This window comes from Halobacillus karajensis, from assembly GCF_900108515.1.
GTDB lineage: Bacteria > Bacillota > Bacilli > Bacillales > Halobacillaceae > Halobacillus > Halobacillus karajensis.
The window spans coordinates 1-17995 of record NZ_FNWW01000001.1 but is presented as its reverse complement, the minus strand read 5'-3'; the positions used below and the strand labels follow the sequence as shown (position 1 = coordinate 17995).

Below are 17995 nucleotides of genomic sequence, written 5' to 3'. Positions count from 1 at the left end.
GGATTTTTTTATTGTCCAAAAAATAATAATTGAGTGTTGTCTCCACTCGAGGTCTTAAGTCATTCACCCGGGACAAAAAACTTACTCTCAGGCTAGACTTAAGCCGATAGACAGGAGCTTCAAGTTATAATGTTCATTTGTATTTTTTTCAGAACAATCTGCATTTATAAGTTGACACAAAATTCTTACGGTGCTAAAATCCTTTTTGTACTGATTAATTGAGTTAAAGTGATAATAATTTAATAAGTTAAAAATCTCTTATCCAGAGAGGCGGAGGGACTGGCCCTACGATGCCCGGCAACCAGCAAGTACACACACTTGACAAGGTGCCAAATCCTGCAAAGCGATAGGCTTTGAAAGATGAGAGAACAGACAATGTATTGTGAAACGCCATTCTGTTCTCCTAACAGCGTGGCGTTTTTTTGAAGTGGAGGGAAAAACAGCATGATTACAATCAAAGGATTATCAAAAATATTCCACACGAAAGATCAGGATGTTCGGGCTGTAGATGATCTAAGTCTGGAAATTAATAAAGGGGAAATATATGGCGTCATTGGTTACAGTGGGGCTGGAAAGAGTACATTTATTCGTTTACTTAATCGTTTGGAAGATCCAACTGAAGGTAGTATTTGGGTAGATGATCAAAACTTAACTTCCATGAACAAAGGAAAGTTAAGGCTGGCACGTCAGGAAATCGGGATGATCTTCCAGCATTTCAATCTGCTCTGGTCACGTACGGTTCATGACAATATAGCTTTCCCCCTGGAAATAGCAGGTGTTCCGAGAGCTGAAAGACAAAAGCGTGTCAATGACTTAATTGAGCTTGTTGGTTTAAAAGGGCGCGGAGGATCATATCCTTCTCAACTAAGCGGTGGCCAAAAGCAAAGAGTTGGGATAGCGCGTGCACTCGCCAATAACCCGAAAGTCCTTTTGTGTGATGAGGCTACATCAGCATTAGACCCGGAAACCACGGATTCAATTCTTGATCTTTTGGTTGATATCAATGAAAAATTAGGCCTCACCATTGTACTCATTACCCACGAAATGCATGTAATTAGAAAGATTTGTCACCAGGTGGCTGTCATGGAACAAGGGAAAATCGTCGAACAGGGCGAGGTCTTAGATGTTTTCTTACACCCACAAAGACAAGTGACGAAGAAGTTTGTGGATCAAGTGATGGGAGATCCAGAAAAAGAGACATCCATGCAAGTGATTAAGAACAATTACGAAGCAGGTGAAATCATCCGTTTACATTTTGTGGGTGAAAGTACCAATCAGGCGTTGATTAGTGAGATTTCACGAAAATTCACAGTTGATGTCAACATTCTTCATGGGAAAATAACCCAAACTCAAAAGGGAGCCTACGGGACAATGTATGTCCAGTTTGAAGGGGAACAAGATGAAATAAACCGGGCTATTCATTATATTCAATCCACCTCAGTAGAAGTGGAGGTGGACCCAGATGCTTAATCAATGGTTTCCTAATGTGAGTATGGAAGATATGGTTACAGCTACAAATGAAACGTTGTACATGACGTTAATTTCCGTTGCAGGAACATTCATTATTGGCCTTTTCTTAGGCCTGCTTCTGTTCTTGTCCGGCCCTGGAGGTCTTTGGCAAAACAAAATTTTGAACATGATTACTGCGTCTGTAGTCAATGTGTTCCGTGCCATTCCATTCATTATATTAATTTTGTTATTATTCCCGTTTACTGATTTCTTAGTGGGAACTATCCGCGGACCGAATGCTGCGTTACCTGCGTTAATTATTGGCGGAGCTCCTTTTTACGCTCGTTTAGTTGAAATAGCTTTGAAGGAAGTGGATAAAGGGGTCGTGGAAGCGGCAAAATCAATGGGATCTAAATATTCCACGATCGTTTTCAAAGTATTACTTCCAGAATCAATGCCTGCTCTTATTTCAGGCATTACAGTAACGGCTATCGCTTTGATTGGGTATACAGCTGTTGCAGGTGCAATTGGAGCTGGTGGATTAGGCGACTTTGCTTATTTTTATGGATTCCAGCGTAGTAACTGGGATGTAGTGTTTATGTGCACTATACTCATAATTATCATTGTGTTTGTTTTCCAGTTCATCGGAGACTTAGTGACCCGTAAATTAGATAAAAGATAAAAATATAGATAAAAGGGAGAGGTTATCAATGAAAAAAATATGGACAGGCGCACTTGCCTTATTATTTGTCCTTGTACTTGCTGCATGTGGTTCATCTGAAGATGATGCTTCAGGTTCTGAAGAAGGAGGCAGTGAAGAAAGCTCTGAAATTAAAGTTGGGGCCACTAGTGTTCCTCACGCAGAAGTTTTAGAGGAAGCAAAGCCACTTCTTGAGGAAGAAGGTATTACATTAAAAATCGAAGAGTATCAAGACTATATTTTACCTAATAAAGATTTATCAGAAGGTCGGATAGATGCGAACTATTTTCAAACCATTCCTTATTTAGAAGTACAAGAAAAAGAGAATGGATATGATTTCGCAAATCTTGGTGGTATTCATATTGAACCCATCGGTGTTTACTCTCAAAAATATGATGATATTGATGATATTGAGGAAGGTACTACATTGGTTATGAGCCGTTCTGTTTCTACTCATGGTCGTGTCTTATCTATTTTAGAAAAAGAAGGACTGATCAAATTGGACGAGAGCGTTGAAAAAGTAGAAGCTACGGTAGATGATATCGTGGAAAATCCTAAAAATATCGAATTTGATACAGGTGTTGATGCTGCAGGACTTCCAGAAGTTTATAAACGCGAAGAAAATGTGCTTGTAGCTATTAATACGAACTATGCTATTGAAGCAGGCCTTGTACCAAAAGAAGATGCAATCATTCTTGAGGGTACGAACTCTCCTTATGTGAATGTAGTAGCAGCTCAAAGTAAAGATAAAGATAATGAAGCACTCAACAAGCTTGTGGAGGTCCTACGTTCTGAAGAAATTCAAAACTTTATAAAAGAAGAATACGATGGAGCAGTTGTCCCTGTTTCAGCTGATTCAGAATAAAGGATAAAAAGAGTGACTGTGGTTTATACTAACCGCAGTCACTTATTTTTATTGGGAGGTTCAATAGATGCAAGAGCAGAATATGACTTGGACGCAGAATTATTTGCATGATTTTAAAGAAGGAATGGGAGCCTTTACAGACCACATGCCAGAAGTGGCTCATAAGTTTAGTGAGTTTACAGAAGAATGTTTTAAGGGTGGAGAAATATCCAAAAAAGAAAAACAATTAATGGCTCTAGGCATCAGTATTGTAGCTCAAGATGAGTACTGCATGATCTATCATACGAAAGGGTGTGTAGATCAAGGCGCAACGGAGAAAGAAATATTGGAAGCCTGTGGTGTGGCCGCAGCTTTTGGCGGTGGTGCAGCTTTAAGTCAGGCCGTAACTCTTGTGCAGGACGCTTATACGGATCTCACTTCATCTATCAACTGATTGAATTGTTAGAAAATTTAAGGAAATGCCATGTATTCTATATTTTCACCCGCAGCAAACGCTTACATCTAATGTGGAGTGCAGTTTTAGAATTATTTGGAGTTTTAAAGCCCTTTATTTGAGTATAGGATGTATGATATTTTTAATTGTGTAAATAATCTGAAAGGGTTGATTCGTTATTAGTGACGATCTGAATTTGAATTATACTGCTGACATGGAAAAAGCGATGCATCAAGCGCATAACATGAGTTATGCAGAGTACAGCAGAAAGTTGGACACACGCTTAAAAGTGGAAGAAAAACGCCAACGAGAATTCGAAGAGAGTCAGAAGATGATTGCCCAAGTTGACCGTCAACTGCATAAATAATAATTTGTTCTATTTAAAAAATCAGGTGTGTTTAGCCACCTGATTTTTTCATGTTATAATATTGATGAAAAATGCAAAAATTTGTAGTTCGCATGTCCAAAAACCTTTGTTTTACATGAGGGCAAAAAGTTGATAACAAATACTATTTGATATAAGATTGTAATGAGAATAAATTGAGAATGGTTCTTTGATCTTAATCAACTTGGACATTCAATAAAAATAGATACTGGAGGTATACATTATGGCAGGATCAACTCTAGAAATTAAAGATCTTCACGTAGAAATTGAAGGTCAAGAAATCCTTAAAGGTGTAAATTTAACGATCAACGGCGGTGAGTTCCACGCTGTTATGGGACCGAACGGAACAGGTAAGTCAACCTTAGCTTCCGCGATTATGGGACACCCGAAATATGAAGTAACCAAAGGTGAAGTTTTGCTTGATGGCGAGAACGTCCTTGAAATGGAAGTAGATGAACGCGCCCAGGCAGGTCTATTCCTTGCAATGCAATACCCTAGTGAAATCAGTGGTGTAACAAACTCCGACTTCTTGCGTTCTGCAATTAACGCTCACCGTGAAGAAGGTGATGAGATCTCTCTAATGAAGTTCATTAAAGACATGGATTCTAAAATGGATACGCTTGAAATGGATAAAAACATGGCCCAGCGCTATCTAAATGAAGGTTTCTCCGGTGGGGAGAAAAAACGTAACGAAATTCTCCAACTTATGATGATTCAACCTGCGATTGCAATCTTGGATGAAATTGACTCCGGGCTTGACATCGACGCACTGAAGGTTGTTGCAAACGGCATTAATGAAATGCGTAATGACGCTTTCGGATGCTTGATCATCACTCACTACCAACGTCTTTTGAACTACATCACTCCTGATAAAGTACACGTTATGATGCAAGGACGCGTTGTTAAATCTGGTGGACCTGAACTTTCCCAGCGTCTGGAAGCGGAAGGTTATGACTGGATTAAGCAGGAGCTTGGCATCGAAGACGAAACCGTTAACGCGTAATCAAGATAGGAGGGTAATCATGACAGTAGAAGTCTCACTACCATACGATAAAGAGTATGTCACACAATTCTCCCAGGGGCAGCAGGAACCTGAATGGATGAAAAAACTTCGTCTTAGCGCCCTAGAGAAATCGGAATCTTTACCACTTCCGAAACCTGATAAAACAAACATTTCCAAATGGAACTTCACTGAGTTTGATCATCATGTAACAAGTGATCGTATCGAATCATTAGAAGAACTCCCAGTGGAGATTAAAGACTTTTTAGATGAAGAGAAAGAACAACAGAATCTTGTCATTCAACGGAACCACACAGTGGCTTATGGATCAATTGATCAGAAGTTGAAAGATCAAGGTGTGATTTTCACTGATATCGCAACCGCACTTCGCGAACATAGTGATCTTGTGGAGAAATATTATATGAACGATGCTGTTCATGTGGATGAGCACCGTCTGACTGCGCTTCATGCTGCTCTTATGAACGGAGGTATTTTCCTCTATGTTCCTAAGAATGTCCAAATCGAGGAACCTATCCAAGCGATTTTCTGGCAGGAAGATCCGAAAGCTTCCCTGATTAACCACATTCTTGTTGTAGCTGAAGAAAATAGTTCTGTCACGTATGTGGAGAATTACATTTCTCACAATAAAGAAGAGAAAACTTCCGCAAATATTGTGACGGAAGTCATTGCTAAAGATGGAGCTAAGGTTTCCTTCGGAGCAGTGGATAACTTTGAGGCGGGAACAACGGTTTACACAAACCGACGTGGCGTTGCTTACCGTGATTCTGTTATCGAATGGGCACTTGGTCAAATGAACGAAGGAAATACAGTGTCGGAAAATATCACTCATTTAATTGGGGATAATTCCCACTCCAACGCTAAAACAGTTGCTATTGGGCGAGGCTCTCAGAAGCAGAATTTCACAGCTAATATTACCCACTTTGGTAAAGGCTCTGATGGTTATATTCTGCAGCATGGAGTTATGAAAGACAAAGCTTCTGCGATCTTTAATGGCATCGGTAAAATTGAACATGGAGCAAGCAAGTCAAACGCAGAACAAGAGTCTCGCGTTCTTATGCTAAGCAGTGATGCTCGTGGTGATGCTAACCCGATCCTTCTTATTGATGAAGATGATGTTACCGCAGGTCACGCTGCTTCCGTTGGTCGTGTCGATCCGGTTCAGTTGTACTACTTGATGAGCCGTGGGATTTCGAAGTTTGAAGCAGAGCGTTTGATTATTCATGGATTCCTTGCACCAGTGGTGAAACAATTGCCTGTTGAAGCCGTAAAACGTCAGTTGCAGCAAGTGATTGAAAGGAAAGTATATTAATGGATGTGAAAGCGGTACGCGACGAATTTCCAATCCTGCATCAGGAAGTGAATGGACATCCGCTCGTGTATTTGGATTCATCTGCGACTTCTCAAAAGCCAATCAGGGTAATTGAGAAGCTTGATGAGTACTATCGTGGATATAATTCCAATGTTCACAGAGGGGTTCATACACTTGGAACAAAAGCCACAGATGAATATGAAGGAGCTCGTGAAAAGGTGCGGCGTTTCATTAACGCATCCAGTACTCAGGAAGTTATTTTTACCCGTGGAACAACAACTGCCATTAATACAGTTGCTGCCAGTTACGGACGAGCGAATTTGAGTGAAGGTGACGAAGTTGTCATCACTCCTATGGAACACCATAGTAACATCATCCCATGGCAGCAGATCGTTAAGGAAACGGGGGCGACTCTTAAATATATTCCTTTACAGCCCGACGGTACAATTCGTTTAGAAGATGTGAAAGAAACCGTTACTTCCAATACTAAAATTGTAGCTGTTATGCATGTTTCAAACGTCCTCGGAACGGTTAACCCTGTGAAGGAAATCGCTCAAATTGCACACGATCAAGGTGCAGTCATGCTTGTAGACGGTGCTCAAAGTGCGCCTCACATGAAAATCGATGTTCAAGATTTGAACGCAGATTTTTATGCTTTCTCAGGGCATAAAATGTGTGGCCCGACAGGAATTGGAGTGCTTTATGGAAAGAAAGCACTCCTTGAAAAAATGGAGCCTGTGGAATTTGGGGGCGAAATGATTGATTTTGTTAACCTCTATGATTCCACCTGGAAAGAGCTTCCTTGGAAGTTTGAAGGCGGCACACCTATTATTGCGGGTGCTGTAGGTCTTGGGGCAGCGATCGATTTCCTTACAGATATCGGTCTAGAGGAAATTATGGAGCATGAAAATAAACTTGCTGCTTATGCTATGCAGGAAATGAATAAAGTGGATGGGATGACGATCTACGGTCCTGAGAACCGTGCTGGCCTCATTACTTTTAACTTATCTGATGTTCACCCACATGATCTTGCTACTGTACTGGATTCTGAAGGGATTGCAGTCCGGGCCGGACACCATTGTGCTCAGCCTTTAATGCGCTGGCTGGAAGTGTCAGCTACAGCAAGAGCAAGTTTTTATCTTTATAATACAGAAGAAGAAATCGACCGTCTCGTTGCAGGATTAAAAACAACAAAGGAGTATTTTGGCGATGTCTTTTAATAACTTGGATACACTTTATCGTCAAGTCATCATGGATCATTATAAAAATCCGCGCAACCGTGGTTCCATTGAAGGAAACCCAATGACTGTAGATATGAATAACCCTACATGTGGGGATCGCATCCAGCTTCAATTGCTGGTGGATGATGGCATTGTGAAGGATGCCAAGTTTGATGGAGAGGGCTGTTCAATCAGTCTTTCCTCGGCTTCCATGATGACACAGGCAGTAAAAGGAAAGCCAGTTGACGAAGCACTGAAAATGTCCGAACTATTCTCTGATCTCATGCAAGGAAAAGATATCGATGAAGAGGATATTGATCTTGGAGATATTGAAGCACTGCAAGGGGTTTCCAAGTTCCCTGCGCGCATAAAATGCGCTACATTAGCTTGGAAGGCAATGGAAAAGGGTGTCGAGGAAGAGAAAGAAGACTAAGCTTTCTATACCAAAAGGAGGTATATACTATGGCCAAAAAAGCGCCAGAAGTGGGAGAGTACCAATACGGATTCCATGAAAAAGATGTTTCGATTTTCCGTACGCAAAAAGGTTTGACGAAAGAAGTTGTCGAACAAATCTCCAACTATAAAGAAGAACCGAAATGGATGCTTGATTTCCGTTTGAAATCTTTAGAGCAATTCTATAAAATGCCGATGCCACAATGGGGCGGCGACCTTTCTGAGCTTGATTTTGACGATATCACTTACTATGTGAAGCCATCTGAGCGTTCAGAACGTTCCTGGGACGAAGTTCCTGAAGAAATCAAAAACACATTTGACCGGCTTGGAATTCCTGAAGCTGAGCAGAAGTACCTTGCAGGTGTATCTGCCCAGTATGAATCTGAAGTGGTTTATCACAACATGGAAAAAGATCTTGAAGAGCTGGGGGTTATCTTTAAGGATACCGATTCTGCCCTTAAAGAAAACGAAGATATCTTCAAAGAATACTTCGGGAAAGTAATCCCGCCGTCAGACAACAAATTCGCTGCCCTGAACTCAGCGGTTTGGTCTGGAGGTTCTTTCATCTACGTTCCGAAAGATACTAAAGTAGAAACACCTCTTCAGGCTTATTTCAGAATTAACTCTGAAAATATGGGACAATTCGAGCGTACCTTGATCATCGCTGATGAAGGATCATCTGTACACTACGTTGAAGGTTGTACAGCACCTACGTATTCTTCAAGCTCCCTGCACAGTGCAGTTGTTGAGATTTTTGTTAAGGATAACGCCTACTGCCGTTATACAACGATTCAAAACTGGGCGAATAACGTATATAACCTGGTTACGAAACGCGCAGTGGCTGAGTCTAATGCAACCATGGAATGGGTCGACGGAAACCTTGGATCTAAGCTGACCATGAAATACCCTGCTGTTCTTCTTAAAGGAGAAGGAGCACGTGGTATGACTCTATCTATCGCGCTTGCAGGTAAAGGACAGCACCAAGATGCCGGTGCAAAAATGCACCACCTGGCACCGAATACGTCTTCCACAATCGTTTCTAAGTCCATTTCTAAACATGGTGGTAAAGTAACTTATCGTGGGATCGTTCAATTCGGTCGTAAAGCCGAAGGTGCCCGTTCAAACGTTGAGTGTGATACGCTCATCATGGATAACGAGTCCACATCTGATACAATTCCTTACAATGAGATCATGAATGAGAATATCTCTCTTGAACACGAAGCGAAAGTTTCTAAAGTATCAGAGGAGCAGTTGTTCTACTTGATGAGTCGCGGAATTTCCGAAGAAGAAGCGACTGAAATGATCGTCATGGGCTTCATTGAACCATTTACGAAAGAATTACCAATGGAATATGCCGTTGAAATGAACCGCCTGATTAAGTTCGAAATGGAAGGTTCTATCGGTTAATAACTTTAAACCCTTGTCACAAACATTACTGTGACAAGGGTTTTTTATTTAGTGAGCTTTTGTTCCCTATTTATGTCATCCAGCCGAATATGTTTTGTGTATTTAAACCTCCAATTGTTTCCCAACTTTGTGGAGGGAGTGTTAGGGGGGTTATAAGTATGAAACTTAACAGGGGAAGTACAGGTTTGGGCACTAATAAAATTTATTTTTGTACGGTTCCAACACAGAATTTATTGTTTTATCTCGAAACTGAGTCTTCAACTAAAGGGCAGGTTTGTGGAAGACTCAGTTTCGAGATAATTAAAGAATAAAAACACAACATAAATTCCTATATATGGTAAAATAGGGCAAGTATTACCCATTGCAAAGTGATTGGAGGTACATATGAGAAAAGCAACTAAATGGTTTTTATTAACTATCGGATGTGTAGTAGGTTTGGTTGGATTAATCATTATTATTTTTATTGTGGAAATGACCCCTAGTACCGGCAAAGAAGAAGAAGTGAAAGAAAAAGCAAGTGCTTATCTAGAATCTCAATTTTCTGGACAAATGGAGATTTATGATACGTTATACGATAATATGGGGAACTTTAATGGGTTTGAGTATGCTGCCAAGGTAACAAACACTACTAATGGAGTTGATTTTTTAGTATATGAACAGAAGGATACTGGAGAAATGGTGGATACTTATGCAGTAAGTTTTTTTGAAGAAAAGTTAAATAATCTCATTATTGATGATATCAAAACAAGATTTAGCGAAGCAGAGATGATTGTATCTAGTTATTCTGGGACAGATATTGATAGTGAATATGTAGGGGAGGTAGCCCTGCCAAATATTCAAGATCTAAATGTTTCACCTACAATATCCATATGGCTTAATAGAGGAAGAAAAGCTAATGATGAAAAAAAGATCAATGAATTGATCGATATCTTAAAAAGTGAGGTGGAACTTCCTCATGCTAGTATTAAAGTAGAATATCAAGGTGGTAATGAAAACGATGGAATATTAATAAGAGAATATTAAGGATAGAGAGAAAGGGTATATTACCATGAATTCAAGTCTTTCGGATAAGGGGGGGCGATACTTGAACAGTTGTTATAGCTCGTTGTACTAACAGGGCAAGTAGTGAACCTTTTTGGAAGTTAATTATTAAATACAATAATAGTTTTGAGGAGATGAAGAATTTGAAAATAGAAATCGAAGTTCAAGCATTTGGAGAGATTGAAGTCCAAGGTACGGCAGGTGCTCATAAAGGTGTTGAATTAATGGAGGTACATAACCTTTCTAAAGATACAACATTAGGAGAAGTTGAAAATCTGTTATCCAGGCTATTTCAAGAAGTAGAAAATGGATATAACAACCCAGAACAAAATGCGGGGAAAATTACGATACGATGCAAAAAGGAAAATAGTGAAATTGTATATTTAGGATAAAAGAATTGTTGAGAGAAAGAGTACTAAAGTAAGAGCATCCTTAGATTATATCTCGAATTCAAGTTTTGATGAAAAGGGGGGCTTTTCTTTATTAATTAATGGCTTTGGAGGTGACTATTTCTGGGGAACCAAAGGTCCTCAAAATTAGATAGATGGCGAGACAAATATGGAGCATTTGGTTTCTTTGATATTAATTTTCAATGACAAAGTTTCAAGGTTGATTTATCCAAAATGTGATCTATATTATTCCAATATAACCCTTATCGTTAAAGAAAGATGGGTTAATATTACTTTGAATACGAGTATTCTATTAACGGAGAAGATTGCTTAAAAGAGTATTCGCCCTTTTTATATTTGCATAGGGTTGTGATAGTTACGATGGAGCAGAATACTTTAACAAGCATTTTTGTATTGGAACCTTTTCTCAAAGCCTTTCGTAAGAAATAAATAAAGGAAAATTAGATGTGTTTGGACTTATGGTAGGAGAGGGCATGGCTTGAAGTATATATCTATCCTTCAACCAATATAGATAAGGACTTCAAGCTTGTATAAAGTAGAAAAGCCCTGGCAAATGCCAGGGCTCTATTCTTCAAGCCGTTGATTTCATAATCAATACTTTATATACAAAGGATTTAGCTTTCTTTATCAAAAATGAGCTTTTTTATTAATAATTTAATGAAATACTGTTTCGTAGTATTCATTATGAGAAGAGTCTAAGTAGAATACAGTGGTACGTTTCGTAAGTGCTGATGGACAGAAGCAAGTGACGTATATTGATTTTTCATACCATACATTATCAGCTTCTATTGAATATAAACCTGAAGCAATAGAAGTTACGATTGCAGATCCCGCAGCTAATCCAGTTAAAGGTACAGCAATAACACCAGCTATAAGACTAATTACCGCATAATCTACATTTATGCTCCCATTTCTAGTAGTGCTGTGAAGCCAAGTATTATCAGTAGTGGATTGCATAGATAGAGTGGCATTCTGTTTACTCAAATTAGTAACATTCTCTTTATTAACTTTTTCTCCATTAACTAAAACGTTTCCTTCGGATGTTGTAATTTCATAACTTTTTCCATTAGCTGATTTTGCTACTAAAATTTCTTTACCATCCTTCATTACTTTCTCTAAAGTACTGTTATCTTCAAATTTTAGTTTCTGCCAGTTTTCTTCAGTACCTTCAACAACCTCTGAATTACCATTCTCTGTTGCAACTATATTCGACTTAGTCGTTGCTGCTGAAACAGTTGATTGTATGGAAAAAGTAAAAACAGACATTATTGTTAGTATTAAACCGGTCTTCTTTAATGTGTTTTTTAACATAATGTATGTCCTCCAATAAAATTTATTGAAGAAACTATTTTTTGTGACCTTTGCTTTTGATGTAAGTAACTAAATTATGGATAAGCCCAGCTATAACTATTCCAACTCCTATGTAAAAGAAATTGTGAAATATGTCCCTTTGAAAGTTGTGGTACAAGAATAGTGATATGATGCTAGCAAATACCCCAATCAGCATAATTACTTTACTAGTGTTAAACATTAAATTCACCTCCTAATAATATATTAGCAAAAGCGCAAAAACCTTTTTCTTCCAACACTTGATAATTTAACAATTTATTCAAAAGTTTATCAATGGATATTGATAAAAATGAACTTTTGTACTCATAATAAGTATTTTGCAACGGTCCATTAAGGAATGTTTGTTTGTAATTATTTGTAATATATAGGTGCGTTTATGATTGTTTTAAAAAATGAATTTAGACGCAATATATTGGTTGAATTGATTAATTATTGGGGGGATTAAATGTGGTTTTCGTTAAAATCTAAAACGTTGATAATCTAAATTATCTTTCTGAGGATTATTGATGTAGAGGGAGGGTGGGCTTTTAAGGTATAGAATATACCTACCAATTTCATTAATGGCATCTACTACTTTAATAATCGCCTTCTAATATCCTTTTAGTAATATAGAGAATGAGTGGATCTTTTCTTGGATAAAGCTTATATATAGAAGAAACTTAACAATATAAATGCGGATGAGCTATGTTGGAACAGTTGCTTGTCTTATCTTTGATAGGTTGTCAAACAAACAACAGTACTAGTCAAGAAAAGAACGAAAAGCCAGGAAGTTGAAGTATTGAAATTTAACATAGGAAGCGAGGGAACGGTTCTAGCGCTTCCGACAAAGGCATAAGAACCACCCCTGGCTTTGATTATCTTGAATTCGAGTCTTATAAAAACGGGGCAATTCTATAATAGTGGGATTGCCTCTTTTTATGTTTGGTCAGGATTGTGAAAACTCATATTTCGATATAACAGCCATTTTTGAAACTAAATCCTTTTATCTCGTATATAAGTTACATCGTATTTATAAATACTTTTGAAAGGGGCTATGTGATGTAATGGATTATAGAAAGGAAGACGAAGTATTTCATTATTTAATAGCGTCTATAGCGTTGGTTTCTTGGCTATTTTATTTTATTCTCACCCATATACTATTGAATAAATAAGATCTGGATTAAATTTTATTTGTTTGGCTGCCCCTTTTTATGCACTTTGTGTGTTCTCTTATTATAGATTCTCTTAGAGATAATTAACGAAAGAGGTTTTTATGATAAGGAAGTATTTATTACACCTGGATTCGAACATTTATGAATCGGTACCAAGTACAGTGCTATCCCTGTGTAAGTGAATTTTAATTTTCCAGGTTGTGGTACCGACGTAATTTTGAAATAATTGTAATTGTACTTGGGTATAACGTTAGAAACTTTATATGATGTTTGGGGGTTAACAATGAAAGAACGTCTTAGTACTGGAATATTAATAGCCTTATTGTTCTTAATAGTGTTTTTTATAGGTCAACAGTGGTTTATTTACTCCATGTTATTACTAGCCTTAGTTGGATATAATGAATTTACTACGATCATACAGATTAAGAAATGGGGAAGAAAATGGTTTATAGGGGCTTTAGGAGTTATTCTTTTGTTCATTCCTATGTTTGATCCCTCTTATGAAGATATACATATCAAAGTAATACTCGCTCTGATCGTTTCATTTCTCACAGCTACGATCTTAAGTGAAGAAATAGCTACGGAAAAATTCTCTATTGAAAAGGCTGGAACCCTTTTAATTGGGGTGTTATATATTGGATTTGGTTTCCAGTTGTTAGTTCAAGCGAGATTAGAGGAAGGAATCATTTGGACATTCACAGTTTTAATTATTATTTGGTCCACAGATTCTGGGGCTTACTTTGTTGGTAAGTCACTCGGGAAAACAAAGCTTGCTCCCAATACTAGTCCTAACAAGACGGTTGAAGGTTCATTGGGAGGAATACTAGTTGCTTTATTAGTAGGACTTTTCATGCAATGGCAATTGGGAGTTTTCTCCAGCTATTTTGTTTCCGTTATCTTAATTATTTTCATTTCAATGTTAGGACAAATAGGTGACTTAGCAGAATCAGCATTAAAGCGTTACTTCCACGTTAAAGATTCAGGTAAAATATTTCCTGGACATGGAGGAGTGTTAGATCGTTTGGATAGCTGGATATTTGTATTTATAGGGTTAAAAATTATCGGTATCATTTAAATTTGGTAGCAGGCTCTTGTTCAAAAGAGCAATTGTTCTATCTACCTTTTTAGCTTAGCAAGAAAGATGAAGTTAACACTTTCTAAATCATTTATCCCACGTTATCTCGAAACTGAGTCTTCAACTAACGGGGGCGTTAGCTGAACAGTGGCTATCGCTTATTGTTGTAACAAAGTAGTTAAACTAAAAATTGGATTTCTCCAATTTTTATGGAGGTACACAATGAAATGCTTTCTTATCTTAATGGTGATTATAGTTAGTTTTGCAACTGGGTGTAATAAAGAAGAAATTAGTTCGCCTTATTTTGTTTGGGAGGGGCAGTTTTATATAACTACCCATGAACCTATAGCCAAAAATGAATTAAGTGAAAAAATTGGTAAAATAAGAGAAATTGCCAGTAAACCTTATGAAAACGGTCAAGCCAAAGGGCTTCCTGAAGGTACTATGCTATTTATGGTGGAAGGACAACATCTTGGAACAGATAAAACTAATGATGGCATTATAGCTTTCGAAAGAGATGGAGAGTTTAACATAGCTAGACAAATAGAGCCAGAGTTAAAAGGAGAATTGAAATAACTGTTCAAAGGAAATTTCTAACCAATGTATTGAACAAATATGTACTAAAATGAAGGACTTCTGAAGATATATCTCGGTTTCGAGTCTTAATGAAACGGGGGCAAATCATGAACAATGGTTTGATCCTTTTCTAACGATAAAAAATTTTAAACTAACTATCAGGTTAGTTTCACATCACATAATCGAGTATTATAGTGATATTATAAAAAATTATTTAAGGAAGATTAAAATGAAGAATCGATTTTTGATAGGGGAAATGGCTAAGCTTCATAATACGACCATAAAAACTTTAAGATATTATGACGAAATTGGATTGTTGAAGCCTATTCAAATTGATAAAAACAACGGATATAGATACTATTCAACCGAGCAATTTGAACAGCTAAACACCATTCATTACTTAAAGGAGTTAGGTTTTTCTTTAAGGGAAATTAAGGAGCATTTAGAACAAAGGGACATTGATAGTTTTTTGGATTTGTTAGAAAAACAAAAAGAATTAACAGAAAATAAAATAAGGGAATTAGAACGTGTTAACCGTAGATTTCAAAATCGAATAAATGATATTAAACTTGCTCGGAGAATAGAGAAATTAGGTGTTCCAACCATAGAGCATTTAATGGAAAGAAAAATAGTAAGGTTAATGGAAAAAATCAGTTCAGAACCAGAGCTGGAGGTTTCCTTGAGACAATTAGAAAATAAGTCTAATATGAATTCTTCTATATTTATCGGAGGGGTTGGTCTTTCGGTAAGTATGAGTAACATAAAAGGAACCAAGTTCGATGAATATAACTCCATTTTTATTCTAGTCGAAGAAGAAGATATTAAAAGTCCATGGGTAGAAACTCTACAGGAAGGAAAGTATGCCTGCATTTATTATAGGGGGAATCATAATGATTCACCTCAATATTACAGGGTCCTACTGAACTGCATCAAAGAAAACGGACTTCAAATAATCGGCGATTCCATTGAAAGGACGCTCATTGACCAATATATTTCAAAAGATAAAGAAGACTATCTGACTGAAATACAAATACCAGTACAGTATTGACCCTCCTTTTACAGGAGGGTCTATATTTTTGTTGAGACTATTGCTTAAAGGAGAAGTGATTATGTTTGGAACGATATTTAATACAACGATGATAATAGTCGGAAGTATTGTCGGAAGTATCTTTAAAAAGGGAATAAAAGATGAATACCATAATATCCTAATGCAGGCTATGGGATTAGTAGCTATGGGATTAGGAATTAATGCACTAGTACAACATTTACCTTCCAGCAAGTATCCAGTGCTGTTTATTGTTAGTTTAGCTGTAGGGGGATTACTTGGTCAAAAAATTAATTTGGAATCAAAATTTAATGTTTTAGTTAATAAATATTCTAAAGGTAATTTAGCTGAAGGGTTATCGACTGCTATCTTACTATTTTGTATTGGGTCGTTATCTATATTAGGTCCCGTAGAGGCTGCGTTAAAGGGAGATTATACGTATTTGCTTGCAAATGGTATGTTAGATGGAATAACTTCGATTGTTTTAGCATCCACATTTGGTATTGGGATAGCTGCTTCAGGGATTGTGTTATTTGTATGGCAAGGTTCCATTTATTTGATTGCTATTTTAATGGAGAATTCAATAAATAATGACCTACTAAACGAAGTGACTATTGTAGGAGGTATATTGATATTAGCATCTGGTTTAAGTATTTTAGGCATTAAGAAATGTAATACCTTAAATCTACTGCCATCAATACTGGTTCCTCCTATAGTATTTTTGGTTATACACTTATTCCATTTATAATATTTGTGAATTAACGCACTTAAACTAACGGGTGCGGTATTTGAAGATCAACTACAAAGTATCTCGAATTCGAGTCTTATAGAAACGGGGGCGTTTGGTGAATATAGACAATCATTAACTAGCAGGAAGCAAATGATATACAACAATTGAGTAGGAGTGATTTAAGGTGGATCGAGTTGATGTAGCTTACGCCTTTATCTTTAATGAAATCGAAGAAAGGGTTCTGATGGTGAAGAATAAAGGTAGTGGTTGGTCTCTTCCTGGGGGTGCTGTTGAAGAAGGTGAAACATTTGAACAAGCAGCTATTCGAGAAAGTAAGGAAGAAACAAATTTAACAATAGAAACGGAAAACATAGTTGCTGTAAATGAAGCGTTCTTTGAAAATAAGGGCCATCATGCTCTTTTCATTACTTACAAAGCGAAGATTGTAGAAGGTGCTATACAAATAATACATAAAGATGAGATAGATGATATTAAGTGGATGGATATAAATACCGCAAACCAACTAATGCCTTACCATGCTGGTGGAGTAGAAAGTTTGCTGGAATCGTCTGCACCATATACCTTCCAAGGTTAAGAATACTTTTGGGAATCTTAATATGAACGGGTGAAAGTATGGAAATAGAAGTTAAAAGTTATACAGAAAAACCAATAAAAGCAGCTGAACTTAAAAGACTTTATAATGAGGCAGGCTGGTGGGAAAAAAGAAAAGAAGAGGACACTTGATCTTCCGTTTTTTATCGAAATGTTTCAAGTGCCAGAAACTCAAATTCTTCTTACAGCCTTTTCAGGTCTTTTATTTATTCGGTCACTTGATGGAAGGCAAAATTAAGATCCTCCACTAAGAGTCCTAAAGTAAAATATAAGATATATCTCGATATCGAGTCTTCATAAAACGGGGGCGATTGTTTTATAAGATGATTGCCCCTAATTCTGTTGTAAAACAAAATTTATAAAGCATCTGCTTAACTACAAATTTTCTTTGGTGTGAGCATACACTTTCAGTACGGAGGTTGGATTGTCAACACAAAACTAGACAAATTTGTTAAGGTGCTTCTTCTTAAACTCTATAGGGCTCGAATAGCCTAAACTTCCGTGAATACGGATATGGTTGTACCAGTGGACATAGTCAAATAAAGCCAGGTCTAATTGTTCTTGGGTTGCGAAAGTTTCTCCATAAACAAACTCTGTCTTAATCACTTTATATGTAGCTTCAGCGACCGCGTTGTCATAAGGGCAGCCTTTCATACTTAAAGACCGGTCAATGTTAAAGGTTTCTAGTAACTCTTCAATGGCTTGATTCTTAAACTCACTTCCACGATCGGTATGGAAAAGTTCTAAATCACGTAAATTTCCA

The 17995-nt window shown here is 37.3% G+C and carries 19 protein-coding genes and 1 riboswitch; of the genes, 17 read left to right on the top strand and 2 right to left on the bottom strand.

Going from position 1 to position 17995, the window contains the following annotated elements; genetic code table 11:
• The first annotated feature begins 255 nt into the window (after window positions 1-255).
• Window positions 256-367, top strand: a riboswitch (SAM riboswitch).
• 77 nt (window positions 368-444) lie between these two features.
• The 12 genes from BLW54_RS00095 (at window position 445) to BLW54_RS00045 (ending at window position 10675) form a co-directional block, all read left to right on the top strand.
• Entirely contained in the window at window positions 445-1470 is a 1026-nt protein-coding gene (locus tag BLW54_RS00095) for a methionine ABC transporter ATP-binding protein (RefSeq protein ID WP_035505862.1), read from the top strand.
• Window positions 1463-2131: a methionine ABC transporter permease gene (locus BLW54_RS00090; protein ID WP_035505860.1), complete on the top strand. Its 669-nt coding sequence runs from the start codon at window positions 1463-1465 to the stop codon at window positions 2129-2131. The genes BLW54_RS00095 and BLW54_RS00090 overlap by 8 nt, the downstream gene beginning before the upstream one ends.
• A 28-nt stretch (window positions 2132-2159) precedes the next feature.
• Window positions 2160-3014, top strand: a complete 855-nt coding sequence (locus BLW54_RS00085; RefSeq protein WP_035505858.1) for a MetQ/NlpA family ABC transporter substrate-binding protein — start codon at window positions 2160-2162, stop codon at window positions 3012-3014.
• A 67-nt stretch (window positions 3015-3081) separates the two neighbouring features.
• Complete coding sequence (locus BLW54_RS00080; RefSeq protein WP_074732937.1) at window positions 3082-3447, top strand: carboxymuconolactone decarboxylase family protein; 366 nt, start codon at window positions 3082-3084, stop codon at window positions 3445-3447.
• Between the two features lie 196 nt (window positions 3448-3643).
• The gene (locus BLW54_RS20570) at window positions 3644-3814 is read left to right on the top strand and encodes a YuzK family famiily protein (protein WP_155996950.1); all 171 of its coding nucleotides are present in this window, start codon (window positions 3644-3646) and stop codon (window positions 3812-3814) included.
• 241 nt (window positions 3815-4055) lie between these two features.
• Window positions 4056-4835 carry a Fe-S cluster assembly ATPase SufC gene (sufC, locus tag BLW54_RS00075; RefSeq protein ID WP_035505856.1) on the top strand — a complete coding sequence of 260 codons (780 nt, stop codon included), beginning with the start codon at window positions 4056-4058 and terminating at the stop codon, window positions 4833-4835.
• Window positions 4836-4854: 19 nt separating this feature from the next.
• The gene (gene sufD, locus BLW54_RS00070) at window positions 4855-6162 is read left to right on the top strand and encodes a Fe-S cluster assembly protein SufD (protein WP_035505854.1); all 1308 of its coding nucleotides are present in this window, start codon (window positions 4855-4857) and stop codon (window positions 6160-6162) included.
• Window positions 6162-7382, top strand: a complete 1221-nt coding sequence (locus tag BLW54_RS00065) for a cysteine desulfurase (RefSeq protein ID WP_035505852.1) — start codon at window positions 6162-6164, stop codon at window positions 7380-7382. The genes sufD and BLW54_RS00065 overlap by 1 nt, the downstream gene beginning before the upstream one ends.
• On the top strand, window positions 7372-7815 hold the full coding sequence (gene sufU / locus BLW54_RS00060; protein WP_035505850.1) for a Fe-S cluster assembly sulfur transfer protein SufU: 444 nt from the start codon (window positions 7372-7374) through the stop codon (window positions 7813-7815). The genes BLW54_RS00065 and sufU overlap by 11 nt, the downstream gene beginning before the upstream one ends.
• 29 nt (window positions 7816-7844) lie before the next feature.
• Window positions 7845-9242, top strand: a complete 1398-nt coding sequence (gene sufB / locus BLW54_RS00055; RefSeq protein WP_035505849.1) for a Fe-S cluster assembly protein SufB — start codon at window positions 7845-7847, stop codon at window positions 9240-9242.
• A 384-nt stretch (window positions 9243-9626) separates the two neighbouring features.
• Window positions 9627-10265 (top strand): hypothetical protein, encoded by a 639-nt coding sequence (locus BLW54_RS00050; RefSeq protein WP_035505843.1) that lies wholly within the window; start codon window positions 9627-9629, stop codon window positions 10263-10265.
• A 152-nt stretch (window positions 10266-10417) separates the two neighbouring features.
• Window positions 10418-10675, top strand: a complete 258-nt coding sequence (locus BLW54_RS00045) for a hypothetical protein (protein WP_181949640.1) — start codon at window positions 10418-10420, stop codon at window positions 10673-10675.
• Between the two features lie 672 nt (window positions 10676-11347).
• Here the strand turns inward: BLW54_RS00045 and BLW54_RS00040 are convergent.
• On the bottom strand, window positions 11348-12004 hold the full coding sequence (locus BLW54_RS00040) for a hypothetical protein (RefSeq protein WP_035505839.1): 657 nt from the start codon (window positions 12002-12004) through the stop codon (window positions 11348-11350).
• Window positions 12005-13477: 1473 nt separating this feature from the next.
• Between BLW54_RS00040 and BLW54_RS00030 the strand changes: the two genes are divergently transcribed.
• The 5 genes from BLW54_RS00030 (at window position 13478) to BLW54_RS00010 (ending at window position 17215) form a co-directional block, all read left to right on the top strand.
• Window positions 13478-14269, top strand: a complete 792-nt coding sequence (locus tag BLW54_RS00030) for a phosphatidate cytidylyltransferase (RefSeq protein WP_074732936.1) — start codon at window positions 13478-13480, stop codon at window positions 14267-14269.
• A gap of 222 nt (window positions 14270-14491) precedes the next feature.
• A complete protein-coding gene (locus BLW54_RS00025) occupies window positions 14492-14845 on the top strand; it encodes a hypothetical protein (protein ID WP_035505834.1) in 354 nt (117 codons plus the stop codon).
• 229 nt (window positions 14846-15074) lie between these two features.
• On the top strand, window positions 15075-15893 hold the full coding sequence (locus BLW54_RS00020) for a MerR family transcriptional regulator (protein WP_074732935.1): 819 nt from the start codon (window positions 15075-15077) through the stop codon (window positions 15891-15893).
• A 61-nt stretch (window positions 15894-15954) separates the two neighbouring features.
• Window positions 15955-16638: a DUF554 domain-containing protein gene (locus BLW54_RS00015; RefSeq protein WP_074733346.1), complete on the top strand. Its 684-nt coding sequence runs from the start codon at window positions 15955-15957 to the stop codon at window positions 16636-16638.
• A gap of 166 nt (window positions 16639-16804) precedes the next feature.
• Window positions 16805-17215, top strand: a complete 411-nt coding sequence (locus BLW54_RS00010; protein ID WP_035510688.1) for an NUDIX hydrolase — start codon at window positions 16805-16807, stop codon at window positions 17213-17215.
• A gap of 455 nt (window positions 17216-17670) precedes the next feature.
• Here BLW54_RS00010 and BLW54_RS00005 read toward each other — a convergent pair.
• Window positions 17671-17995 (bottom strand): IS3 family transposase (locus BLW54_RS00005; protein WP_139254039.1); only part of this gene is annotated, 325 nt, incomplete at its 5' end.